The following is a 17,107-nucleotide window of genomic DNA, read 5'->3' on the forward strand; positions in this document are numbered from 1 at the left end:
CTGCGACGACGCTACTCCTGCGGCGCGTCTAATTCAATTGTGCAATTCGTGCCAGCGACGGCTGCGCGTCGCTCGTTACTGACGAAAGTTAGTCTGTATACAGGTGAAAGTGTCAATGACATCGACACCCTCACAGCAGGCGCAATTTTTGTTTTGTTTGCGAAAGATATTTTCTATCGCAGCTCGCGCAGCCAGTCGCGCGGTCGCAGGAAGTCTGAATAGAGCCGCGCTTCGGCGGAGCCGGATTCCGGCGTCCAGTTGTACTCCCAGCGCACCAGCGGCGGCAGCGACATGAGAATGGACTCGGTTCGCCCGCCGGATTGCAGGCCGAACGAAGTGCCGCGGTCATACACCAGATTGAATTCCACGTAGCGTCCGCGCCGATACAGTTGGAACTGTCGCTCGCGTTCGCCGTAGGGATGATCTTTGCGGCGTGTGACGATCGGCAGGTAGGCTTCCAGGAAATGATCGCCGACGCTGCGCTGATAAGCGAAGCAGCGTTCGAAGCCCCAGTCGTTCAAGTCGTCGAAGAACAGACCGCCGACGCCGCGGGTCTCGTTGCGATGTTTGAGAAAGAAATATCGATCGCACCAGTCTTTGTGCCGGGAATAAACATCATCGCCGAAGGGCTTGCATGCCTGCTGCGCGACTCGATGCCAATGCAGCACATCTTCGTCGAATGGATAGTAGGGCGTGAGATCGAAACCTCCGCCGAACCACCAGGCGCCGGGCGCGCCGTGCTTGGGAGTGGCGGAGAAGAAGCGCACGTTGGCGTGCGTGGTGGGGATGTACGGATTGCTGGGATGAATGACCAGCGACACGCCGGTCGCCATCCAGTCGGCATCGGCGAGCTCGGGTCGTTGCGCCGTCGCGCTCGGAGGCAGGCGCGTGCCCATCACATGTGAGAAGTTGACGCCGGCCTGCTCGAACACCGCGCCATTGCGCAGCACGCGACTTTCGCCGCCACCGCCTTCGGCTCGCTCCCAGCGATCGCGAATGAACTGCGCGCCGCCGTCCGCCTGCTCGAGCGCCGAGCAGATGCGATCCTGCAGTCCACGCAGGTAGGCGAGCACGGCATCGGCGTCGACGGCCATCAGATCATTCTCCATTGAGTGAGCGCGGCCATGATGCGGCCAGGGAACGGCTCAGGGAAGCCTGTCACGGCAGCGCCACCGCTCGGCCTTGTCGGCCGAGCAGGGTGCGTTGCTGCTATGGGTTACTTCGATTTGGCGGGCGACTTGCTCGCGCTCTTCGCCGCCGTCTTCTTCGCTGCAGTCTTGGCGGCGGCCCGCGGCGCGGCTGATTTGGCAGGCGACTTGGACGCATTCGCGCCGTCTGCCTTGCTGGCTGAAGCAGGAGCCTTGGCGGTCTTGGCCGGTGTGGTCTTGCTCTTCGCCGCAGCCTTCAAGGGCTTTTCGGCCGGTGCGGCCGCGGTTGGTGCATCGGCCTTGGCGGCGGTCTTCTTGGCGAACCGACCGAAACGGCCTTTGCCTCGTTCCGGCGCGGCAGCGAGCAGCTCGCGGCATTCGTCCAAGGTCAGCGTCTTCGGATCCCGCTCCTTGGGGATCTTCGCGTTCTTCACCTTGTCGGTGATGTACGGGCCGAAGCGGCCGTTCAGCACCTGAATGCCGGCGTCTTCGAAGTTCAGGATGGTGCGATTGGCGTCGGCCTCTTCCTTGGCCTTGATCAGCTCCAGCGCACGCGGCAGCTCGATGGTGTACGGATCGTCGTCCTTGATGGACACGAACTTCTTCGCGCCATATTGAATGTAGGGCCCGAAGCGACCGATGGCGACGCGGATCGAATGGCCGTCCGCGGTCTGACCGATAGTTCTCGGCAGCGTGAACAATTCCAGCGCCTCGGCCAGCGTGATGGTGTCCATGCGCTGCGTCGCCTTGAGGCTGGCGAACTTGGGCTTTTCCTCGTCGTCCTTGGTGCCCATCTGCACGAACGGACCATACTTGCCGTAGCGGACCGAGATCGGCTTGCCGGTGACCGGATCGTTGCCCAGCTCGCGCGCTTCCGACACGTCCTCACGCGTGACCGTCTCGTCGACCACGTCGACGCGCTCTTTGAATTCGCTCCAGAAGCGCTCCAGCACCGGCACCCAGGCTTCGCGGCCGTCGGCGATCTCGTCGAGGTCGTCCTCCATCTTGGCGGTGAACCCGTACTCGACGTAGTGATGGAAATTGCGCGTCAGGAACTTGTTGACGATCTTGCCCAGATCGGTAGGCACGAAGCGGCGATTGACCAGCTCCGTATATTTTTTGTTGACCAAGGTCGAGATGATGCTGGCATAGGTCGAAGGCCGGCCGATGCCGTGCTCTTCGAGTGCCTTCACCAGGCTCGCTTCGGAGAAGCGGGGCGGCGGTTCGGTGAAGTGCTGTTCGCCACGCAGGGCGACCAGCGCCACTTCGTCGCCGACTTCCATGGCGGGCAGGATGCGATCGTTGTCGTCGTCGACCGTATCGTCCTGACCTTCCTTATAAACGGCGATGTAGCCCGGCTTCACCAGCGTGGAGCCATTGGCTCGCAACACTGCAGTCGAGCCTTCGCGCTTGGCGCTCGTTCCAGGCACCAGGTCGACGGCCACGGTGTCGTACACCGCCGCTTCCATCTGGCTCGCGACCGCGCGCTTCCAGATCAGGCTGTAGAGCTTGAACTGATCGTTGTCGATCTTGCCGGCGAGACGCTCGGGCGTGACCGCCGCTGAAGTCGGACGAATGGCTTCGTGCGCTTCCTGCGCGTTCTTCGACTTCGTTTTATAGGTGCGCGGCGACTCGGGCAGCGCATCGGCGCCGTACATGCTGCCGATCACCTGCCGAATCTCGGCGACGGCTTCGTTCGCCAGGTTCAGCGAGTCGGTACGCATATAAGTAATGAGACCGACCGCGCCTTCGCCGAAGTCCACGCCTTCATACAACTGCTGCGCCAGGCGCATGGTGCGCTGAGCGCCGAAGCCGAGCTTGCGAGCGGCTTCCTGTTGCAGGGTGGAGGTGGTGAACGGCGGCGACGGATTGCGCCGGCGCTGCTTCTTGTCGATGTTGGCGACGCTGAGCCTGCCCTTGGCGGCGTTCTCGATGGCGGTGCGCACATCGGTCGCCTGGCCTTCGGTGGTCACCGTGAACTGTTCGACCTTCTCGCCGCGATACTCGATCAGCCGCGCCGGGAATGTTTGTTTCGACTTTTCGGCGTCGGCATCGATGGTCCAGTACTCGCGCGGCTTGAAGGCGAGGATCTCTTCCTCGCGCTCGCAGATCATGCGCAACGCCGGGCTCTGCACGCGGCCCGCCGAGGCGCCCGGCAAACCGGCTTTTTTCCAGAGCAGCGGCGAGATGTTGAAGCCGACCAGATAGTCGAGCGCGCGGCGCGCCTGCTGCGCGTTCACCAGATCCTGCGAAATGTCGCGCGGCTGGCCGATCGCTTCCCTGATGGCGTTCTTGGTGATCTCGTAGAACACCACGCGATGCACGTCCTTGCCGTCGAGCACGCCTTGTTCCTTGAGCAGCTCGGTGAGATGCCAGGAAATGGCTTCGCCCTCGCGGTCAGGGTCGGTCGCCAGATACAGCGCGTCGGATTTTTTCAGCGCCTTGGCGATCGCCTGCACGTGCTTTTCGTTCTTCTCCAGGATCTGATAGCGCATCGCGAATTTGCGCTTCGGATCGACCGCGCCTTCCTTGGGCACCAGATCGCGCACGTGGCCATACGACGCCAGCACCTCGAAATTTTTTCCGAGGTACTTCTTGATGGTCTTCGCCTTTGCAGGCGATTCCACGATGACTAGATTCTTCTGCTCCATAAAAAAAGAAACCGCGGTGGCCGCGGTGCTGCTGAAGGCTGCGTTGTCTTGGCCCGCGCTCTTCAGTGCACCACTTGCAGACGGTTATCGAATACCAAGTCCTCCATCCGCAGGTAAGCGCTCTGTTGGCCCGGCTGGCTGAACAGCACCATGAGCACCACCCACTTCACCTGTTCAATGTCGATCTGTTGCACATCGAGCGCCAGCAGGCGGTCGATGACCAATTCGCGCTGCGCCGGGCTGATGATGCCGATGTTCTCCAGGTACAGGATGTACCCGCGGCAGTCGGTGTCGAGCCGCGCCTGTTCGTGCGCGTCGAAAATACGAATCGCTCGCGATCCGGGAATGCCGCCCGCACGGTTGGGATCGGCAGACAGCTGCTCGAGCCATTCCAGCGCGCGGCCAACTTCTCGTTCGGAAAAACCGGCTCGTTCCAGTTCGTCCCGGAGTGTGTCGCGGTCGGGTTCGGGGGCGCAGTCCAGATCGGCGTCGAAGTAATTCTCGAAGAGATAGATCAGGATATCGAGAACGCTTTCCTTCATTTCGCTGCCTTAGTGTCGACAGGGCCCGCGCGCCGCACATAAAGCCCGCCAGGGCAGGCGTCGATGCGCGCCTCCAGTTCGAGGATCAGCAGCATGGACGCTACCTCGTCGGCCTTGAGTCCGGTGCGTGCGATCAAAACGTCGACACTGGTCGGCTCGAAGCCGAGCGCATCTAACAGGATTTCATACCCTTTGTCCAATGCCGGGGATAAAAGTGCTGTGCTTTCAGCGGTTTTCACACCGCTTCTGCCCGGGTCGCGGATTTGCTCGCCGAACAGCCCGGTCAACGCGCGCAGCTCCTCGAATATATCGTCGGCGGTCTCCACCAGCTTGGCGCCCTGCCGAATCAGCCGGTGACATCCGCGCGCCAGTGCGTTGTGGATGGAGCCCGGGATGGCGAAGACTTCGCGGCCCTGCTCGGTGGCCAGTCGGGCGGTGATCAACGAGCCGCTCTGCAATGCCGCCTCCACCACCAGTGTGCCCAGTGACAGTCCACTGATTATGCGATTGCGCCGAGGGAAATGACTTCGACCCGCCGGCGTGCCCAGAGGAAATTCGCTGACCAGCGCGCCGCTGGATGCAATTCGCTCCGCTAACCCTGCATTGGCGCGCGGGTAGGCAATATCAAGGCCTGTGCCGCACACGGCGATGGTGCGGCCATCAACCGCCAGAGCGGCAAGATGCGCGGCTGCGTCGATGCCGATGGCCAGGCCGCTGGTGATCACGAATCCAGATCGCGCCAGATGCGCAGCGAATTCGCGTGCGTTGTCGAGCCCGGTGTGAGTGGGATTACGCGAGCCGACGATGGCCAGCTGCGGCAGACTCAACAGGTCGGGGTCGCCGCGCACTAACAATCCAGGCGGCGGATCGGGCAACTGGGCAAGCAGCGCGGGATAGCGGGGCGAGCCGGATGGAATGAAGTGATGCATCGGCCGCTCGAGCCAGCGGCGATGTCGTGCGATCAGTGCGTCGAGCGACTCCGCGTCACAGCCGGGGAGTCGCGCCTTGCTCAGCCAGGTTTCGAGCTCGTCCATGAGCTCGTCAACATAGGCGCAATCGAAACGCGCTCAGGGGTTTTTAGCGCGGTCTCCCTGACGGATTTCGTGCGTGGTTTCCATCACCAGCGCGTAGCTCAGGTTGTCGAAGGCTTTGAACACCATGATCACGCCGGCACGCTCGTCGGGCAGCTGCACCTGCTTGCCGAAGTTCGAGCTGCGGCTGGTGCGACGCGCTGCGAGACCACCTTCAGCGAAGGTGTCGCGCACCACGGCGCCGCGCTGATACGCGGCGAGGATGTGTCCGGGTTCGAGGCCGTCGTTGCTGCCTTTGTTGAGCGCGACGACCTGGTACTGACCCATCACGGTGTGGCTGCGCACCGCGATGATGCTTGCGTCGATCTCGTCGGCAGGCGCGTGCGGCACGAAGTCCACATTTACATCCACCGACTCCGGGAACAGCTTGTCGCCTTGCAGGACTTCGCGCGCCGAATCCGTCATCAGGAGCTTGGCGGGATCGCCTTCGGTGGCCACCGGACCGGAGCCGACGTAGATGCCCGAGTAGCCGAGCAGCTTGTTGTTGTCCGGATCGCGCAGCTCCTCCTCGATGTGCACGACGCTGTAGCGAGTCTCGGCCGCCGCCTCGCCGATGCCACGCGCATACACTTCATTGCCGATCGCGCCGATCATGTGCGAGTCGCGCATCGCGACTACGTACGGGGCGCTCTTGACCTGCTCCTTGGTCAGCAAGGTCGGCCGGCCCATGAAGCTGGCGACGATGTCATAAGGAATCGCGGTGACTGCCTGGCTCAGCGGCTGACGCCGCACTTCGGGCGACAGGCGCTTGCCGCCGCGGCCGCCTTCGACGTTCTCGCCGCCGCGCTGAGCCACGGTCAGGCGGGGCTGGCCGTCCACATACACCAGCTTCAGCACGTCGCCCGGGTAGATCAGGTGCGGATTGGCGATCTGCGGGTTCACGTACCAGATTTCGGGCCAGTACCACGGCTCGCGCAGGAACACCTTGGAGATGTCCCAAAGCGTGTCGCCGGTCTTGACCACGTATTGATCGGGAGCGTCGGCGGACAACGGAATGTTGCTGCCGGAGCCGACGGTTTGAGCCGGTCCTTCCTGGGCAAGGATGCTCGGGGGCGCCAGCACGCCCGCGGTGACGGTCAGGCCAGCGACCAGGCTGAGCAAAATCGCCGGACGAAGTGCCAGATTCGCAGTTTTCATGCGCTCAACGAGCTCCCATTTGTATCCCTGCCGGGCGGGTCCTGGCGTCGCGTAAGCCTCTGAGCGTACGCACAAAAACCCACTCCGTGCCGACATTAAGTTCAACCGTGGCGGAACTTTAGCAGCAACATTGCAACGAGTGCAGAAATGGGCCTCCAGCCCGAGACGTGGTTCTCATTCCTGCTCCCGGAGCGCCGCCGCCATTCATCTATGGCCGACATAGGCACGAAACACTTGTTTCTGGCCAAATCGGCTGCAGACTAGGCGTCAGTCTCCACCTTCTGACGTTTTCGAACATGGCACTACTTCCGATTCTCGAATTCCCAGACCCGCGCCTGCGCACCAAGGCCCAGCCCGTGGAACAGGTGGATGCGGGGCTGCGGAAACTCATCGACGACATGTTCGAGACCATGTACGCCGCGCCCGGCATTGGCCTCGCGGCCACCCAGGTGAACGTTCATAAACGGGTGCTGGTCATCGACATCAGCGAAAAGCGCAATGAGCGCCTGGCGCTGATCAATCCGGAGATCGTCAGCCATAGCGGCATGGAGGAGACCGAGGAGGGCTGCCTGTCGGTCCCCGGCATCTACGAGAAGGTCAAACGCGCCGACCAGATCCGGGTGCGGGCGCTGGACCGCGATGGCAAGCAGATCGAGTTCGATGCCGATGGGCTGCTGGCGGTGTGCATTCAGCACGAGATGGATCACCTGGAAGGCAAGCTGTTCGTCGACTATCTCTCCGACCTGAAGCGGACGCGGATCCGCAAGAAGCTCGAGAAGGAGCGGAAAGAGAAGGCGGATGCGGCGGCTCGGGCCCGGTCCAGAGCGCTCTAAGAATCTGCATCGAGATCGCGCCCGCGCCGATGCGCGGGCGGTCGCAGAGTCTCCGTCCCGGAGGTAGCCCGTTGGCTCCCTGATCGTTCGGGGGCTTGCTCTCCCGTCTCCCTCCCTGGAAAACCTCCGTCTCCAGGCGCGTACAATCAGCGGCCGGTGCGCAAGTCGAAGACCAACTAGAATGCGCGCCACAGTCGAGTAAGTGAACCGAGCTTTCGATGTCCCCGCCGTTGTCTCTTGTTTTCGCCGGCACGCCGGAGTTCTCCGTGCCTGCGCTCGAAGCGCTGGTCGCGTCGCGCCACCGCGTGCTCGCGGTTTATACGCAGCCGGACCGGCCGGCGGGGCGAGGGCAGCAGGTGACGATGAGTGCGGTGAAGCAATGCGCGCTCCGGCATCAGTTGCCGGTGGAGCAACCGCAGACGCTGAAAGATCCGGCCGCTGTCGAACGGCTCGCGCAGTATTCGGCCGATTTGATGATCGTGGTCGCGTATGGACTGCTGTTGCCGAAGACCGTGCTCGACACACCGCGCTATGGCTGCGTGAACATTCATGCGTCGTTGCTGCCGAGATGGCGTGGCGCTGCGCCGATTCAGCGTGCGATCCAGGCGGGCGATCAAGAGAGTGGCGTGACCATCATGCAAATGGACGTCGGTCTGGACACAGGTCCGATGTTGCTCGAGCGAGTGACGCCCATCGCTCCGCGCGAGACCGCAGAAACGTTGCACGATCGTCTGGCGACATTGGGCGCCGATGCTGTGGTGGAAGCGATTGAAGCGATCGCAACTGGCGAGGCCAAGCCGCGCGAGCAGCCAAAGGAGGGCGCTACCTATGCAGCCAAGATTCGTAAGGAAGAAGCGTTGATCGATTGGTCCAGGCCGGCCATCGAAATCGATCGACAGGTGCGTGCATTCAATCCATGGCCGATCGCGGAGACGCGCTGGAACGGTCAGCAATTGCGCGTGTGGGAAGCGACGCCCGCCGATAAGAAAACGTCGGCGACGCCAGGCACCGTTATCGCAACGAGCGGCGCAGGAATCGAAGTTGCAACTGGCGATGGAACGTTGCAACTCACTCGTGTGCAAGCCGCGGGTCGCAAGGCCATGGCGGCGGCGGATTTCCTCAAAGCGCATCGCCCCGAGGGCGCGGTTCTTGGCTCGTGAGCGCGTCAGCTGCAGTCAGAGCGAAGGCCGCGAGAATCGTCGCGGATGTCGCCGAGCACGGCCGCTCGTTGGATGCCGTGCTGAGCCACGAGAGCTCGGCGACTAAACAAGAACGCGGGCTGTTGCGCTCACTGAGCTACGACAGCATTCGCTGGTATGTGCGGCTCGACGCGTTGCTCAGCCGTCTGCTGAGTCGTCCCAATCAAACGCTCGATCCGGAGATCCGGGCGCTCGCCATCGTCGGCTTGTGCCAATTGATATACACGGATATTCCCGAGCATGCGGCGGTCGCTGAAACAGTCGCTGCTACCCGACTCTTGAAACAACCGCGCGCGTCGGGATTCGTCAATGCCGTTTTGCGCCGCTGTCAGCGCGAGCATGCCAGGCTGTTGCCGGAGATCGATCGCGATCTCGCCGTGCGCACGGCGCATCCGCGCTGGCTGGTGGAGAAGTTGCGGAAGGATTGGGGCGAGCGCGCCAACGACATCCTGGACGCCAATAACCAACGCCCGCCGTTTTGGATACGCGTGAATCGGCTGCGCGTCACGCCTGCGAATTATCGTGAGCAACTGCAGGCCAGTCAGATCGGCGTGGCCGCCAGCATGTTCGAGGACACGGCGTTATTGCTGGACCGTGCCATGGATGTCGGTGAGTTGCCAGGCTTCAACGAGGGCCTGGTGTCGGTGCAGGACGCAGCCGCGCAGCTCGCCGGGCATATGCTCGATCCGCAGCGAGGCGAGCGCATCCTCGATGCGTGTGCCGCGCCGGGCGGCAAGACTGGCCATCTGCTGGAGCTCCAGCCCGAGCCGGGCGTGCTGACTGCGGTGGATGTTTCTCCCGAGCGGCTGACCCGCGTCACGCAGAACTTGCAGCGGTTGCAGATGTCTGCGCAGGTGCTTGCCGGCGACGCGGCCGCGCCCGCCGGCTGGTGGGACGGCAAAACATTCAACCGCATTCTGTTGGATGTGCCGTGCTCGGCGACCGGTGTGATCCGCCGTCACCCGGACATCAAGCTACTGCGTAGGGGCGATGACATCGCGGCGCTGGCTGCGCGCCAGTCGCAGCTGTTGCGGACCTCGTGGTCGCTGTTGCAGCCGGGTGGCCGACTGCTTTATGCGAGTTGCTCCGCCTTACAAACGGAGACCACCGCTGTGATCGAGGATTTTCTGCGCACCGAACCGAGCGCGCGCGACGTGACCGAGCAAAGGCTGCAAGATCTGCCAGCCTCGGAGGCGCTCGGTCAGGCGCATGTGGGAACGGCTTCGGGCGTTCATGGCTTAAGAATCGCGGCGGGCTCCGCCGGCATGGATGGTTTTTATTATGCTCTGCTCGAGAAGCCGTGCTGAAGCATGGCCCAGCACCTGGCCTGAGCCAAACATGACCCCAATCGCATCACCCTCTCGCAATCCCGGTTAAGGACGCTTCGTGGCGGTAAGCCCAACCTGTCGCGACGTGCTTGGCCTCCGCCGCAGGCCGCTCCGCCTCATGGCGCTGCTGCTGCTCGGCTGCATGCTGGCGGCGACCGGCGCGTTCGCCCAGGCGCCGCCGGCGCGCTTCGAAGTGCGTTCCGCCTATGTGGAGCCGGCCGAGGGCGTCTACGAGCTGAACGCCACGCTCAACTTCGACCTGCAGGAGGGGGCGCGGGCGGCGATCCGTGAAGGCGTGCCGCTCAGCCTGCACCTGGAAATCGTCGTGAAGCGTCAGCGCAGCTACTGGCTGGACGAAACCGTCGCAACCCTGGATCAGTACTACGAGCTGGCGTACCGTGCGCTGAGCGAGCGCTATCTGGTGCGCAATTTGAATAGCGGCGAACAAGCGTCCTATGCGACGCTGGACGCCGCGCTCGACGCGCTACGCGTGATCAGCCGCCTGCCCATCCTGGACCAGGCGCTGGTGTCGCCCAAGCGGCGGCACGAGATCAGCGTGCGTGGCAATCTCGATGTGCGCACGATGCCGGATGCCTTGCGCTTCGTGCTGTTCTGGTCGGATGACTGGCGGCAGCGCAGCGAGTGGTACACATGGTCGCCGCAACTCTGAAACGCACGCTGGTCTCGATCCTGGTGCTCATCGGATCGGGGCTGTGGGTGGCTGCGCTACTCATCATGGCGCAGACGGTTCAGCAATCGGCGCACTTCAGCGATCTGCATCCCTTCATCGTCGGCGTCAACGTCGCGGGCCTGCTGGTCCTGCTGATCTTGATTGGCGGCCGGCTCGCGCAGCTGGTGCGCGACTGGCGCAAACGAGTGGTCGGCTCGCGGCTCGAAGCGCGCATGGTGTGGATGTCGGCGACGCTCGCCATGGCGCCGCTGTTGCTGGTGTTCTATTTCTCCGTCGTGTTCTTGAACCGCGGTATCGACAGCTGGTTCCACGTCGAGATCCGGCAGGGCCTCGAAGACGCCTTGAAACTGTCGCGCGCGGCGCTCGATCTGCGCATGCGCGAGTATCTGGAGCGGACTCGTTCGGTCGCTGCCCAAATCGCTCCCGTGCGCGCCGGCGCGTTCCAGGTGCTCGATGAGTTGCGGCGGGAGAACGAGGCAGTGGAGTTGACGCTGCTGGCTTCGAACAGCCGCATTCTCGCCACCAGCTCGGATCGGCTGGGCGAGATCGTGCCCGCACCGCTCAGCGACGAGATGACCATGCAGGTCCGACAAGGGCGCGATTACGTCGCGCTCGATCCCGCCGCGGGCGGCGGCTATCTGGTGCGCACGGCGGTGCGTGTGCCGCAGGTGTTGCCCGGTGACGAACTGCGGGTGTTGCAGGCGATATATCCGATCGAGCGGCGGCTCGGCGAGCTGGCCGATACGGTCGAGTCTTCCTATCAGCGCTATGGCGAAAAGGCGCGCCTGCGCGAGCCGCTGAAGACCAGCTTCACGCTGACGCTGACGTTGGTGTTGCTGCTGTCGTTGTTCGGCGCGCTGTACGGCGCCTTCTGGGCCGCGCGACGGCTGGTGCGTCCCATTCAAGATCTGGTCGCGGGCACGCGCGCGGTAGCCAAGGGCGATTTCGATCTGCGCTTGCCGCTGACCTCCCACGACGAGATGGGCATCCTGGTCCATTCGTTCAACGACATGACCAAGCGGCTGGCGCGCTCTCGCGAAGAGACGCGCCGCGTGCAGCAGGCCGTGGAGGCCGAGCGCGCCAATCTGGCGGTGATCCTGGCGCGACTGTCCACGGGCGTGATTTCGTTGGAAGCCGATCAGACCATCCGCACGGCCAACCAGGCGGCCTGCTCCATTCTCGGGGTGGACGTCGACGTGATCGGCAAGCCACTGTCCCAGACCGGCAGTGACAGTGTGCTGTTCGAGCAGTTCCAGTCCACCTGCAGCGCGCATCTGGCCGCGGGCATGAGCGAGTGGCGCGAGCAGCTGGTTCTACAGGGCGAATCGACCCGTCGCATCCTGATGTGCGCCTGTACCACGCTCTCCGGCGAAGATCAGACCCCCAGTGGTTATGTCATCGTGTTCGACGACATTACCGCCTTGCTGCAGGCCCAGCGCGACGCGGCGTGGGGCGAGGTGGCGCGCCGTCTGGCGCACGAAATCAAGAACCCGCTGACGCCAATCCAGCTGTCCGCGGAGCGGCTGCGCCGTAAGCTGCTGGGGCACATCGACGAGACGCAGGGGCAGGTGCTGGACCGCGCCACCCACACCATCGTCCAGCAGGTCGAGGCCATGAAGGAGATGGTCAACGCCTTCAGCGAATACGCGCGCGCGCCGGAGATGGATGTGTCACGCTTCGACCTGAACCAGCTGATTGGCGAAGTGGCGGAGCTGTATCGCGCGCCGGGCCGGCCGGGCGTGAGCCTGCAGTTGCAAGCGGGCCTGCCCGAGATCCAGGCCGACCGTGGCCGCATGCGGCAGATCATCCATAATCTGCTGGCCAACGCCTGGGAAGCGCTCGAGGGGGTGGCGAACCCTTCAGTGCGCGTGGACACGCGGCTGATGGACAAGGGCAGTCGCGGGGTCGCGGGCCGGGCGGTGGAGATCGTGGTCGAGGACAATGGCCCGGGCTTCCGACCCGACGTGATCGGCCAGGTGTTCGACCCTTATGTAACGACCAAACCGAAGGGTACGGGACTGGGGCTCGCGATCGTGAAAAAGATAGTCGAAGAGCACGGCGGCGCCATAGATGCAGATAATGTACGCACAGGAGGTGCGCGGGTGTTTATCGAGTTGCCGTTGACTGCGGTCCGCGGCGGCGGTCCGATTCGCGAACGGCGCACCGGACCGAGGAGGGAGCGGGCATGAGTGCAGCGCGCATACTAGTCGTCGATGACGAAAGCGAGATCCGCGGGCTTCTGAAAGAGATCCTGGCGGACGAAGGTTACGAGGTGGACGTCGCCGCGGACGCCGCTGAGGCGCGTGCCGCTCGTGCGGCCCACGATCCCGATCTGGTCCTGCTCGATATATGGATGCCCGATACGGACGGCATCACGCTGCTGCGTGAGTGGGTGCAGCCCAATGGCAGCTCGTGTCCTGTGGTCATGATGTCCGGTCACGGCACGGTCGAGACTGCGGTCGAAGCGACACGGCTCGGCGCGTTCGATTTCGTTGAGAAGCCGCTGTCGCTGGCGAAGCTGTTGCGCACTGTCGAGCGCGCGCTGGATTCCGGACGAAACAAGCGGCAGAGCGCGCGATCGCTGGTTCCGCCGCTGATCGCGCCGGTCGGCAAGAGCCGCGCGATGGCAGCGCTGCGTGAGCAGGTTCAGCAGGTCGCTCCGCACGAGACGCCGGTGCTCATCATTGGTGAGCCTGGCAGCGGGCGCGAAGCTTTCGCTCGCTATATTCATTCCCTGAGCCCGCGTGCTGCGGGCCCGTTCGTGCAACTCGTCGCGACTGGCGTCAGTGACGAAGGCGCGGCGGCCGCGCTACACGGCACGGAAGATTCGAACGGCGTTCACGCCGGTGTGTTCGAGCAGGCGGCCGGTGGTGTCTTGTTCATCAACGGCGTCGAGGATCTGCCGCCGAAGGCACAAGGCCTGTTGGTTGCCGCGCTCGAGACGCGCACCTTCACGCGCGTTGGCGGCGCGACTCCGGTGAATACAAACGTTCGGATCATCGGGTCGGCCACGTCTCGTTTTTTGAATGCCGAAGGCACGGGGGTGCGGCTCGAGCTGCTCTCACGGCTGAACGTCATTACTTTGAACGTGCCTCCGCTGCGTGACTATGCGCAGGACGTGCCGGATTTGTTACGTCACTATGTCGATCGTCTGGTCGACGAACAGCATCTGCCGTTCCGCCGCTTTGGCGTCGCGGCCCAGAACCGGCTGCGCAACTATCCCTGGCCGGGAAATGTTCGCGAGCTGCGCAACCTGGTTCAGCGGTTGTTGATCCTGGGCGGCGAAGAAGAGATCCGGCTCGACGAGATCGAGCGCGAGCTCGCGGCCCATGCGCCTACCACTGAACCTTTGGTGAAACAGGACTTGCTCGCCCTGCCGCTTCGCGAGGCTCGCGAACATTTCGAGCGGGCTTATTTGCAGCAGCAGCTGATCCTGTGCAACGGCAAGGTCGGCCAGCTGGCCAAGCGCGTCGGCATGGAGCGCACTCACCTGTACCGCAAGCTTCGCTCCCTCGGCGTCGACTTTCGCCAGCTCGCCGAAGACTGAGCGGCCTTGCCGCTCGCTACCGCTCGCGGCCGGCCCGGAAGGTTTTGTTTTGGTTCCCCCGCTAACGCGGGGGAGCCCGAACGACTCGCTCGCGCTGTCGCCGCTCCGAGCTAAAGCGGGCGTCCTCACTTACTGCGGATCTACCAACGCTGGGTCCCTTCCTGTCTCTTGCTCTTGCAAGCGGCGAAAATCGACTCAGCCCTTTTTCTGGCGAACGGCGAAAACCGACTCAGCTCTTTTGCTGGCGAAGCGGCGAAACTCAGCTCTTGCTCTGGCGAAGCGGCGGGAATTCGCTCGGCACGAGCCTTCGCGCATGTGGCGCGGCACGGCGCGCATCGCGTCTTCGCTCACCGACGCGACATATGGAACGAATTCCTCTCTCTAGCGGGGAGTTTCAGCTCGGTCGCCTTTCCCGCGAGGCGGGTGATTTCGACTCGGCTTCTCTTCCCCGCGAAGCGGGGAGAAATAAACAAATCATTCTTGGCCGGCCGCGAGCGATAGCGAAGCGGCAAGGCCGTCACTCGCCGACGCGAATGACCAGCGCGTCGATCTGGGCCTGGCGCAACTTGCTGCGCGTGTCTTCGAGTCTTTGCAGGTTGGTGATGGGCCCGATGCGAACGCGGTGCCAGGTGTCCTTGTCGATGGTCACTTTCTGGATCTTGGATTCGACGCCCTGCATGGCAATCAGCGCGCGCACGCGGTCAGCGTCCTTGTGATTCCGGAACGACCCCGCCTGCAGAATATAAGCGCCGGGCTTCTGCACCGGCCCAGCGACCACCGCGGGAGCCGACCCGCTGCGTGAATCCTGTTCGGGAATGACCACTTCGTACTTCGGCAGCATTTCGTAGAAGTCGAACTGCTGCGTCTCCGCTTCCTTCTGTGACGCGGGCCGCGGTTTGCTATCCGGTTCGGCCTCGTCGCGAATCATCGGCGCGGTGGTCTGTTGAGCGGCCAGGCGCGCCTCGGTGCGCCGGTCGAACAGATAGACGCCCAGCGCGACCGCCAGCCCCAGCGCCAGGCCGCAGACGAAGCCGGCTGTGCCAGACAAGCCGGACGAACCGCCGGAACGGCGTTTGGAATGTTTGTAGTCCTTGGCCATGAAGGAAAAATCAGCAATCGATCCGCAGGAAACCAAGCTCAGGTGGCAGCGGGTGCTGCGCGTCCATGCGCCCCCGGCATTCGGGCATCCTGCCCATCACAAGTTTGCGCGCCTGCGTCATTCCTCGCCAGCGGTTGCCGCCTTTTTCGATTCCATCTTCTCGGGCGCGGACACGCCCAGCAGTTTCAGGCCGTTTTCCAGCACCTGGCGCGTGGCCGCGACCAGGTTCAAGCGGGCGTTGCGCAGCTTCACGTCGTCGATGATGAACTTGTGCGCGTTGTAATAAGTGTGGAAATCGCCGGCCAGCTCACGCAGATAGTGCGCGAGCTGATGCGGCTCGAGATCGTGCGTGGCGTTCTCGAGCAGCTCGGGATAGTAGGTGAGGCGGCGGATCAGTGCCTTCTCGTGCGGCTCGCTCAGCAGCTGCACATGTGCCTCACCCACTTCGCGCTCGTGAGTGATTCCTTTCTCCTGCAGCTGACGGAACACGCTGCACACTCGCGCGTGCGCGTACTGCACGTAATAAACCGGGTTCTCTTCGCTCTGCGCCAGCGCGAGATCGATGTCGAAAACGAACTCCGAATCGGCCTTACGCGACACCAGGAAGAAACGAAACGCATCGCGCCCCACCCAATCCACCAGGTCACGCACCGTCACATACGACCCGGCGCGCTTGGAAATCTTCACTTCCTCGCCGCCGCGCATGACGCGCACCATCTTGTGGAGCACGTAGTCCGGATAGCCCTTGGGAATCCCGATGTTCAGCGCCTGCAGACCTGCGCGCACACGTGCGATGGTGCCGTGATGATCTGTGCCCTGCACGTTGATGGCGCGGAAGAAACCACGCTGCCACTTGGTGACGTGATATGCGACATCCGGCACGAAGTACGTGTAAGTGCCATCCGATTTACGCATGACACGATCTTTGTCGTCACCGAATTCCGTGGTCTTGAGCCACAGCGCGCCATCCTTCTCATAGGTATGGCCGCTCGCAATGAGCCCCTGCACCGTCGATTCGACCTTGCCGTCGCTATACAGACTGGACTCGAGATAGTAGGTATCGAAGCGCACTCCGAACTTCTGCAAGTCCGTGTCCTGCTCGTGTCGCAAGCAGGTGACGGCGAAGCGCCGGATTGCATCGAGATCGTCGACTTTGCCGCTCGCGCGAATCGGCTCGCCATCGAAGGCGTGAACCGTTTTGCGCGCGAGAAAGTCGTCGGCGATGTCCTGGATGTACTCGCCGTTGTAAGCAGCCTCGGGCCAGCCGGGATCGCCCGGCTTCAGCCCGCGCGCGCGAGCCTGCACGGACAGCGCCAGGTTTTGAATCTGCACGCCGGCATCGTTGTAGTAGAACTCACGGCTCACGGGATGGCCTTGCGACTGCAGCAGCGCTGCGAGCGCATCGCCGAGCGCGGCTTGCCGGCCATGGCCGACGTGCAACGGACCGGTTGGATTTGCGGAAACGAATTCCACGACCACGCTCTGACCGGCGCCGCGCTTGTTGTAACCGTAAGCCACGCCCAGATCGAAAATGCGCGACAGCTCCTGCTGATACGCCTGCGGCGACAGATGGAAATTGATGAAGCCGGGCCCGGCGATCTCGATCTTGTCGACCAGCTCGCTCGCCGGAATGCAATCGACGATAGCCTGGGCCAGTTGCCGCGGGTTCTTGCGCGCGGGCTTCGCCAGCTGCAACGCGATGTTGGTGGCGAAATCGCCGTGAGCGGCGTCGCGCGTACGCTCCACATCCACCGTCGGATGCAGGTCCGCGGGGACAATGTCGGCCGGTAAACAGGCCAATGCGGCCTGCACGAGGCGTTCGATCTGGTACTTCACAAAGA

13 protein-coding genes are annotated in these 17,107 nt (G+C 63.3%); 6 read left to right on the forward strand and 7 right to left on the reverse strand.

Annotated elements, in window-relative coordinates; genetic code table 11:
• Positions 1–173: 173 nt before the first annotated feature.
• The 5 genes from hemF to JM946_RS06645 form a co-directional block, all read right to left on the reverse strand.
• Positions 174–1,109, reverse strand: a complete 936-nt coding sequence (gene hemF, locus JM946_RS06625) for an oxygen-dependent coproporphyrinogen oxidase (RefSeq protein WP_230979459.1) — start codon at positions 1,107–1,109, stop codon at positions 174–176.
• Positions 1,110–1,216: 107 nt separating this feature from the next.
• Complete coding sequence (locus JM946_RS06630; protein WP_203166362.1) at positions 1,217–3,799, reverse strand: DNA topoisomerase I; 2,583 nt, start codon at positions 3,797–3,799, stop codon at positions 1,217–1,219.
• Positions 3,800–3,861: 62 nt separating this feature from the next.
• Positions 3,862–4,341 (reverse strand): DUF494 family protein, encoded by a 480-nt coding sequence (locus tag JM946_RS06635; RefSeq protein ID WP_203166363.1) that lies wholly within the window; start codon positions 4,339–4,341, stop codon positions 3,862–3,864.
• Positions 4,338–5,375: a DNA-processing protein DprA gene (gene dprA / locus JM946_RS06640; protein WP_203166364.1), complete on the reverse strand. Its 1,038-nt coding sequence runs from the start codon at positions 5,373–5,375 to the stop codon at positions 4,338–4,340. Before dprA ends, JM946_RS06635 begins: the two co-directional genes overlap by 4 nt.
• 33 nt (positions 5,376–5,408) lie before the next feature.
• Positions 5,409–6,569 (reverse strand): LysM peptidoglycan-binding domain-containing protein, encoded by a 1,161-nt coding sequence (locus JM946_RS06645; protein ID WP_203166365.1) that lies wholly within the window; start codon positions 6,567–6,569, stop codon positions 5,409–5,411.
• Positions 6,570–6,865: 296 nt separating this feature from the next.
• On the opposite strand from JM946_RS06645, the gene def reads away from it, so the two are divergent.
• The 6 genes from def to JM946_RS06675 all read left to right on the forward strand — a co-directional run bounded on the left by def (position 6,866) and on the right by JM946_RS06675 (position 14,167).
• Complete coding sequence (gene def, locus JM946_RS06650) at positions 6,866–7,402, forward strand: peptide deformylase (RefSeq protein WP_203166366.1); 537 nt, start codon at positions 6,866–6,868, stop codon at positions 7,400–7,402.
• 218 nt (positions 7,403–7,620) lie between these two features.
• Positions 7,621–8,562, forward strand: a complete 942-nt coding sequence (gene fmt, locus JM946_RS06655; RefSeq protein WP_230979460.1) for a methionyl-tRNA formyltransferase — start codon at positions 7,621–7,623, stop codon at positions 8,560–8,562.
• The gene (gene rsmB / locus JM946_RS06660) at positions 8,559–9,908 is read left to right on the forward strand and encodes a 16S rRNA (cytosine(967)-C(5))-methyltransferase RsmB (RefSeq protein ID WP_203166367.1); all 1,350 of its coding nucleotides are present in this window, start codon (positions 8,559–8,561) and stop codon (positions 9,906–9,908) included. Before fmt ends, rsmB begins: the two co-directional genes overlap by 4 nt.
• Before the next feature lie 139 nt (positions 9,909–10,047).
• Positions 10,048–10,599 carry a DUF4390 domain-containing protein gene (locus tag JM946_RS06665; protein WP_203166368.1) on the forward strand — a complete coding sequence of 184 codons (552 nt, stop codon included), beginning with the start codon at positions 10,048–10,050 and terminating at the stop codon, positions 10,597–10,599.
• Complete coding sequence (locus tag JM946_RS06670; RefSeq protein WP_203166369.1) at positions 10,581–12,809, forward strand: sensor histidine kinase; 2,229 nt, start codon at positions 10,581–10,583, stop codon at positions 12,807–12,809. The genes JM946_RS06665 and JM946_RS06670 overlap by 19 nt, the downstream gene beginning before the upstream one ends.
• Entirely contained in the window at positions 12,806–14,167 is a 1,362-nt protein-coding gene (locus JM946_RS06675; protein WP_203166370.1) for a sigma-54-dependent transcriptional regulator, read from the forward strand. The genes JM946_RS06670 and JM946_RS06675 overlap by 4 nt, the downstream gene beginning before the upstream one ends.
• A gap of 517 nt (positions 14,168–14,684) precedes the next feature.
• Here the strand turns inward: JM946_RS06675 and JM946_RS06680 are convergent.
• Together JM946_RS06680 and argS are read right to left on the reverse strand one after the other, a co-directional pair.
• Entirely contained in the window at positions 14,685–15,266 is a 582-nt protein-coding gene (locus JM946_RS06680) for an SPOR domain-containing protein (protein ID WP_203166371.1), read from the reverse strand.
• Between the two features lie 117 nt (positions 15,267–15,383).
• Entirely contained in the window at positions 15,384–17,102 is a 1,719-nt protein-coding gene (argS, locus tag JM946_RS06685) for an arginine--tRNA ligase (RefSeq protein ID WP_322110904.1), read from the reverse strand.
• Positions 17,103–17,107 lie beyond the last annotated feature (5 nt).

The sequence above is a fragment of the Steroidobacter gossypii genome (assembly GCF_016801985.1).
Taxonomy (GTDB): domain Bacteria; phylum Pseudomonadota; class Gammaproteobacteria; order Steroidobacterales; family Steroidobacteraceae; genus Steroidobacter; species Steroidobacter gossypii.

What these genes read in the sequence shown, in the direction of transcription:
- JM946_RS06645 (WP_203166365.1), bottom strand. Translation starts at nt 6,569, where the DNA reads ATGAAAACTGCGAATCTGGCACTTCGTCCGGCGATTTTGCTCAGCCTG.
- def (WP_203166366.1), top strand. Translation starts at nt 6,866, where the DNA reads ATGGCACTACTTCCGATTCTCGAATTCCCAGACCCGCGCCTGCGCACC.
- JM946_RS06680 (WP_203166371.1), bottom strand. Translation starts at nt 15,266, where the DNA reads ATGGCCAAGGACTACAAACATTCCAAACGCCGTTCCGGCGGTTCGTCC.
- dprA (WP_203166364.1), bottom strand. Translation starts at nt 5,375, where the DNA reads ATGGACGAGCTCGAAACCTGGCTGAGCAAGGCGCGACTCCCCGGCTGT.
- JM946_RS06635 (WP_203166363.1), bottom strand. Translation starts at nt 4,341, where the DNA reads ATGAAGGAAAGCGTTCTCGATATCCTGATCTATCTCTTCGAGAATTAC.
- fmt (WP_230979460.1), top strand. Translation starts at nt 7,621, where the DNA reads ATGTCCCCGCCGTTGTCTCTTGTTTTCGCCGGCACGCCGGAGTTCTCC.
- JM946_RS06630 (WP_203166362.1), bottom strand. Translation starts at nt 3,799, where the DNA reads ATGGAGCAGAAGAATCTAGTCATCGTGGAATCGCCTGCAAAGGCGAAG.
- hemF (WP_230979459.1), bottom strand. Translation starts at nt 1,109, where the DNA reads ATGGAGAATGATCTGATGGCCGTCGACGCCGATGCCGTGCTCGCCTAC.
- JM946_RS06670 (WP_203166369.1), top strand. Translation starts at nt 10,581, where the DNA reads ATGGTCGCCGCAACTCTGAAACGCACGCTGGTCTCGATCCTGGTGCTC.
- JM946_RS06665 (WP_203166368.1), top strand. Translation starts at nt 10,048, where the DNA reads ATGGCGCTGCTGCTGCTCGGCTGCATGCTGGCGGCGACCGGCGCGTTC.
- JM946_RS06675 (WP_203166370.1), top strand. Translation starts at nt 12,806, where the DNA reads ATGAGTGCAGCGCGCATACTAGTCGTCGATGACGAAAGCGAGATCCGC.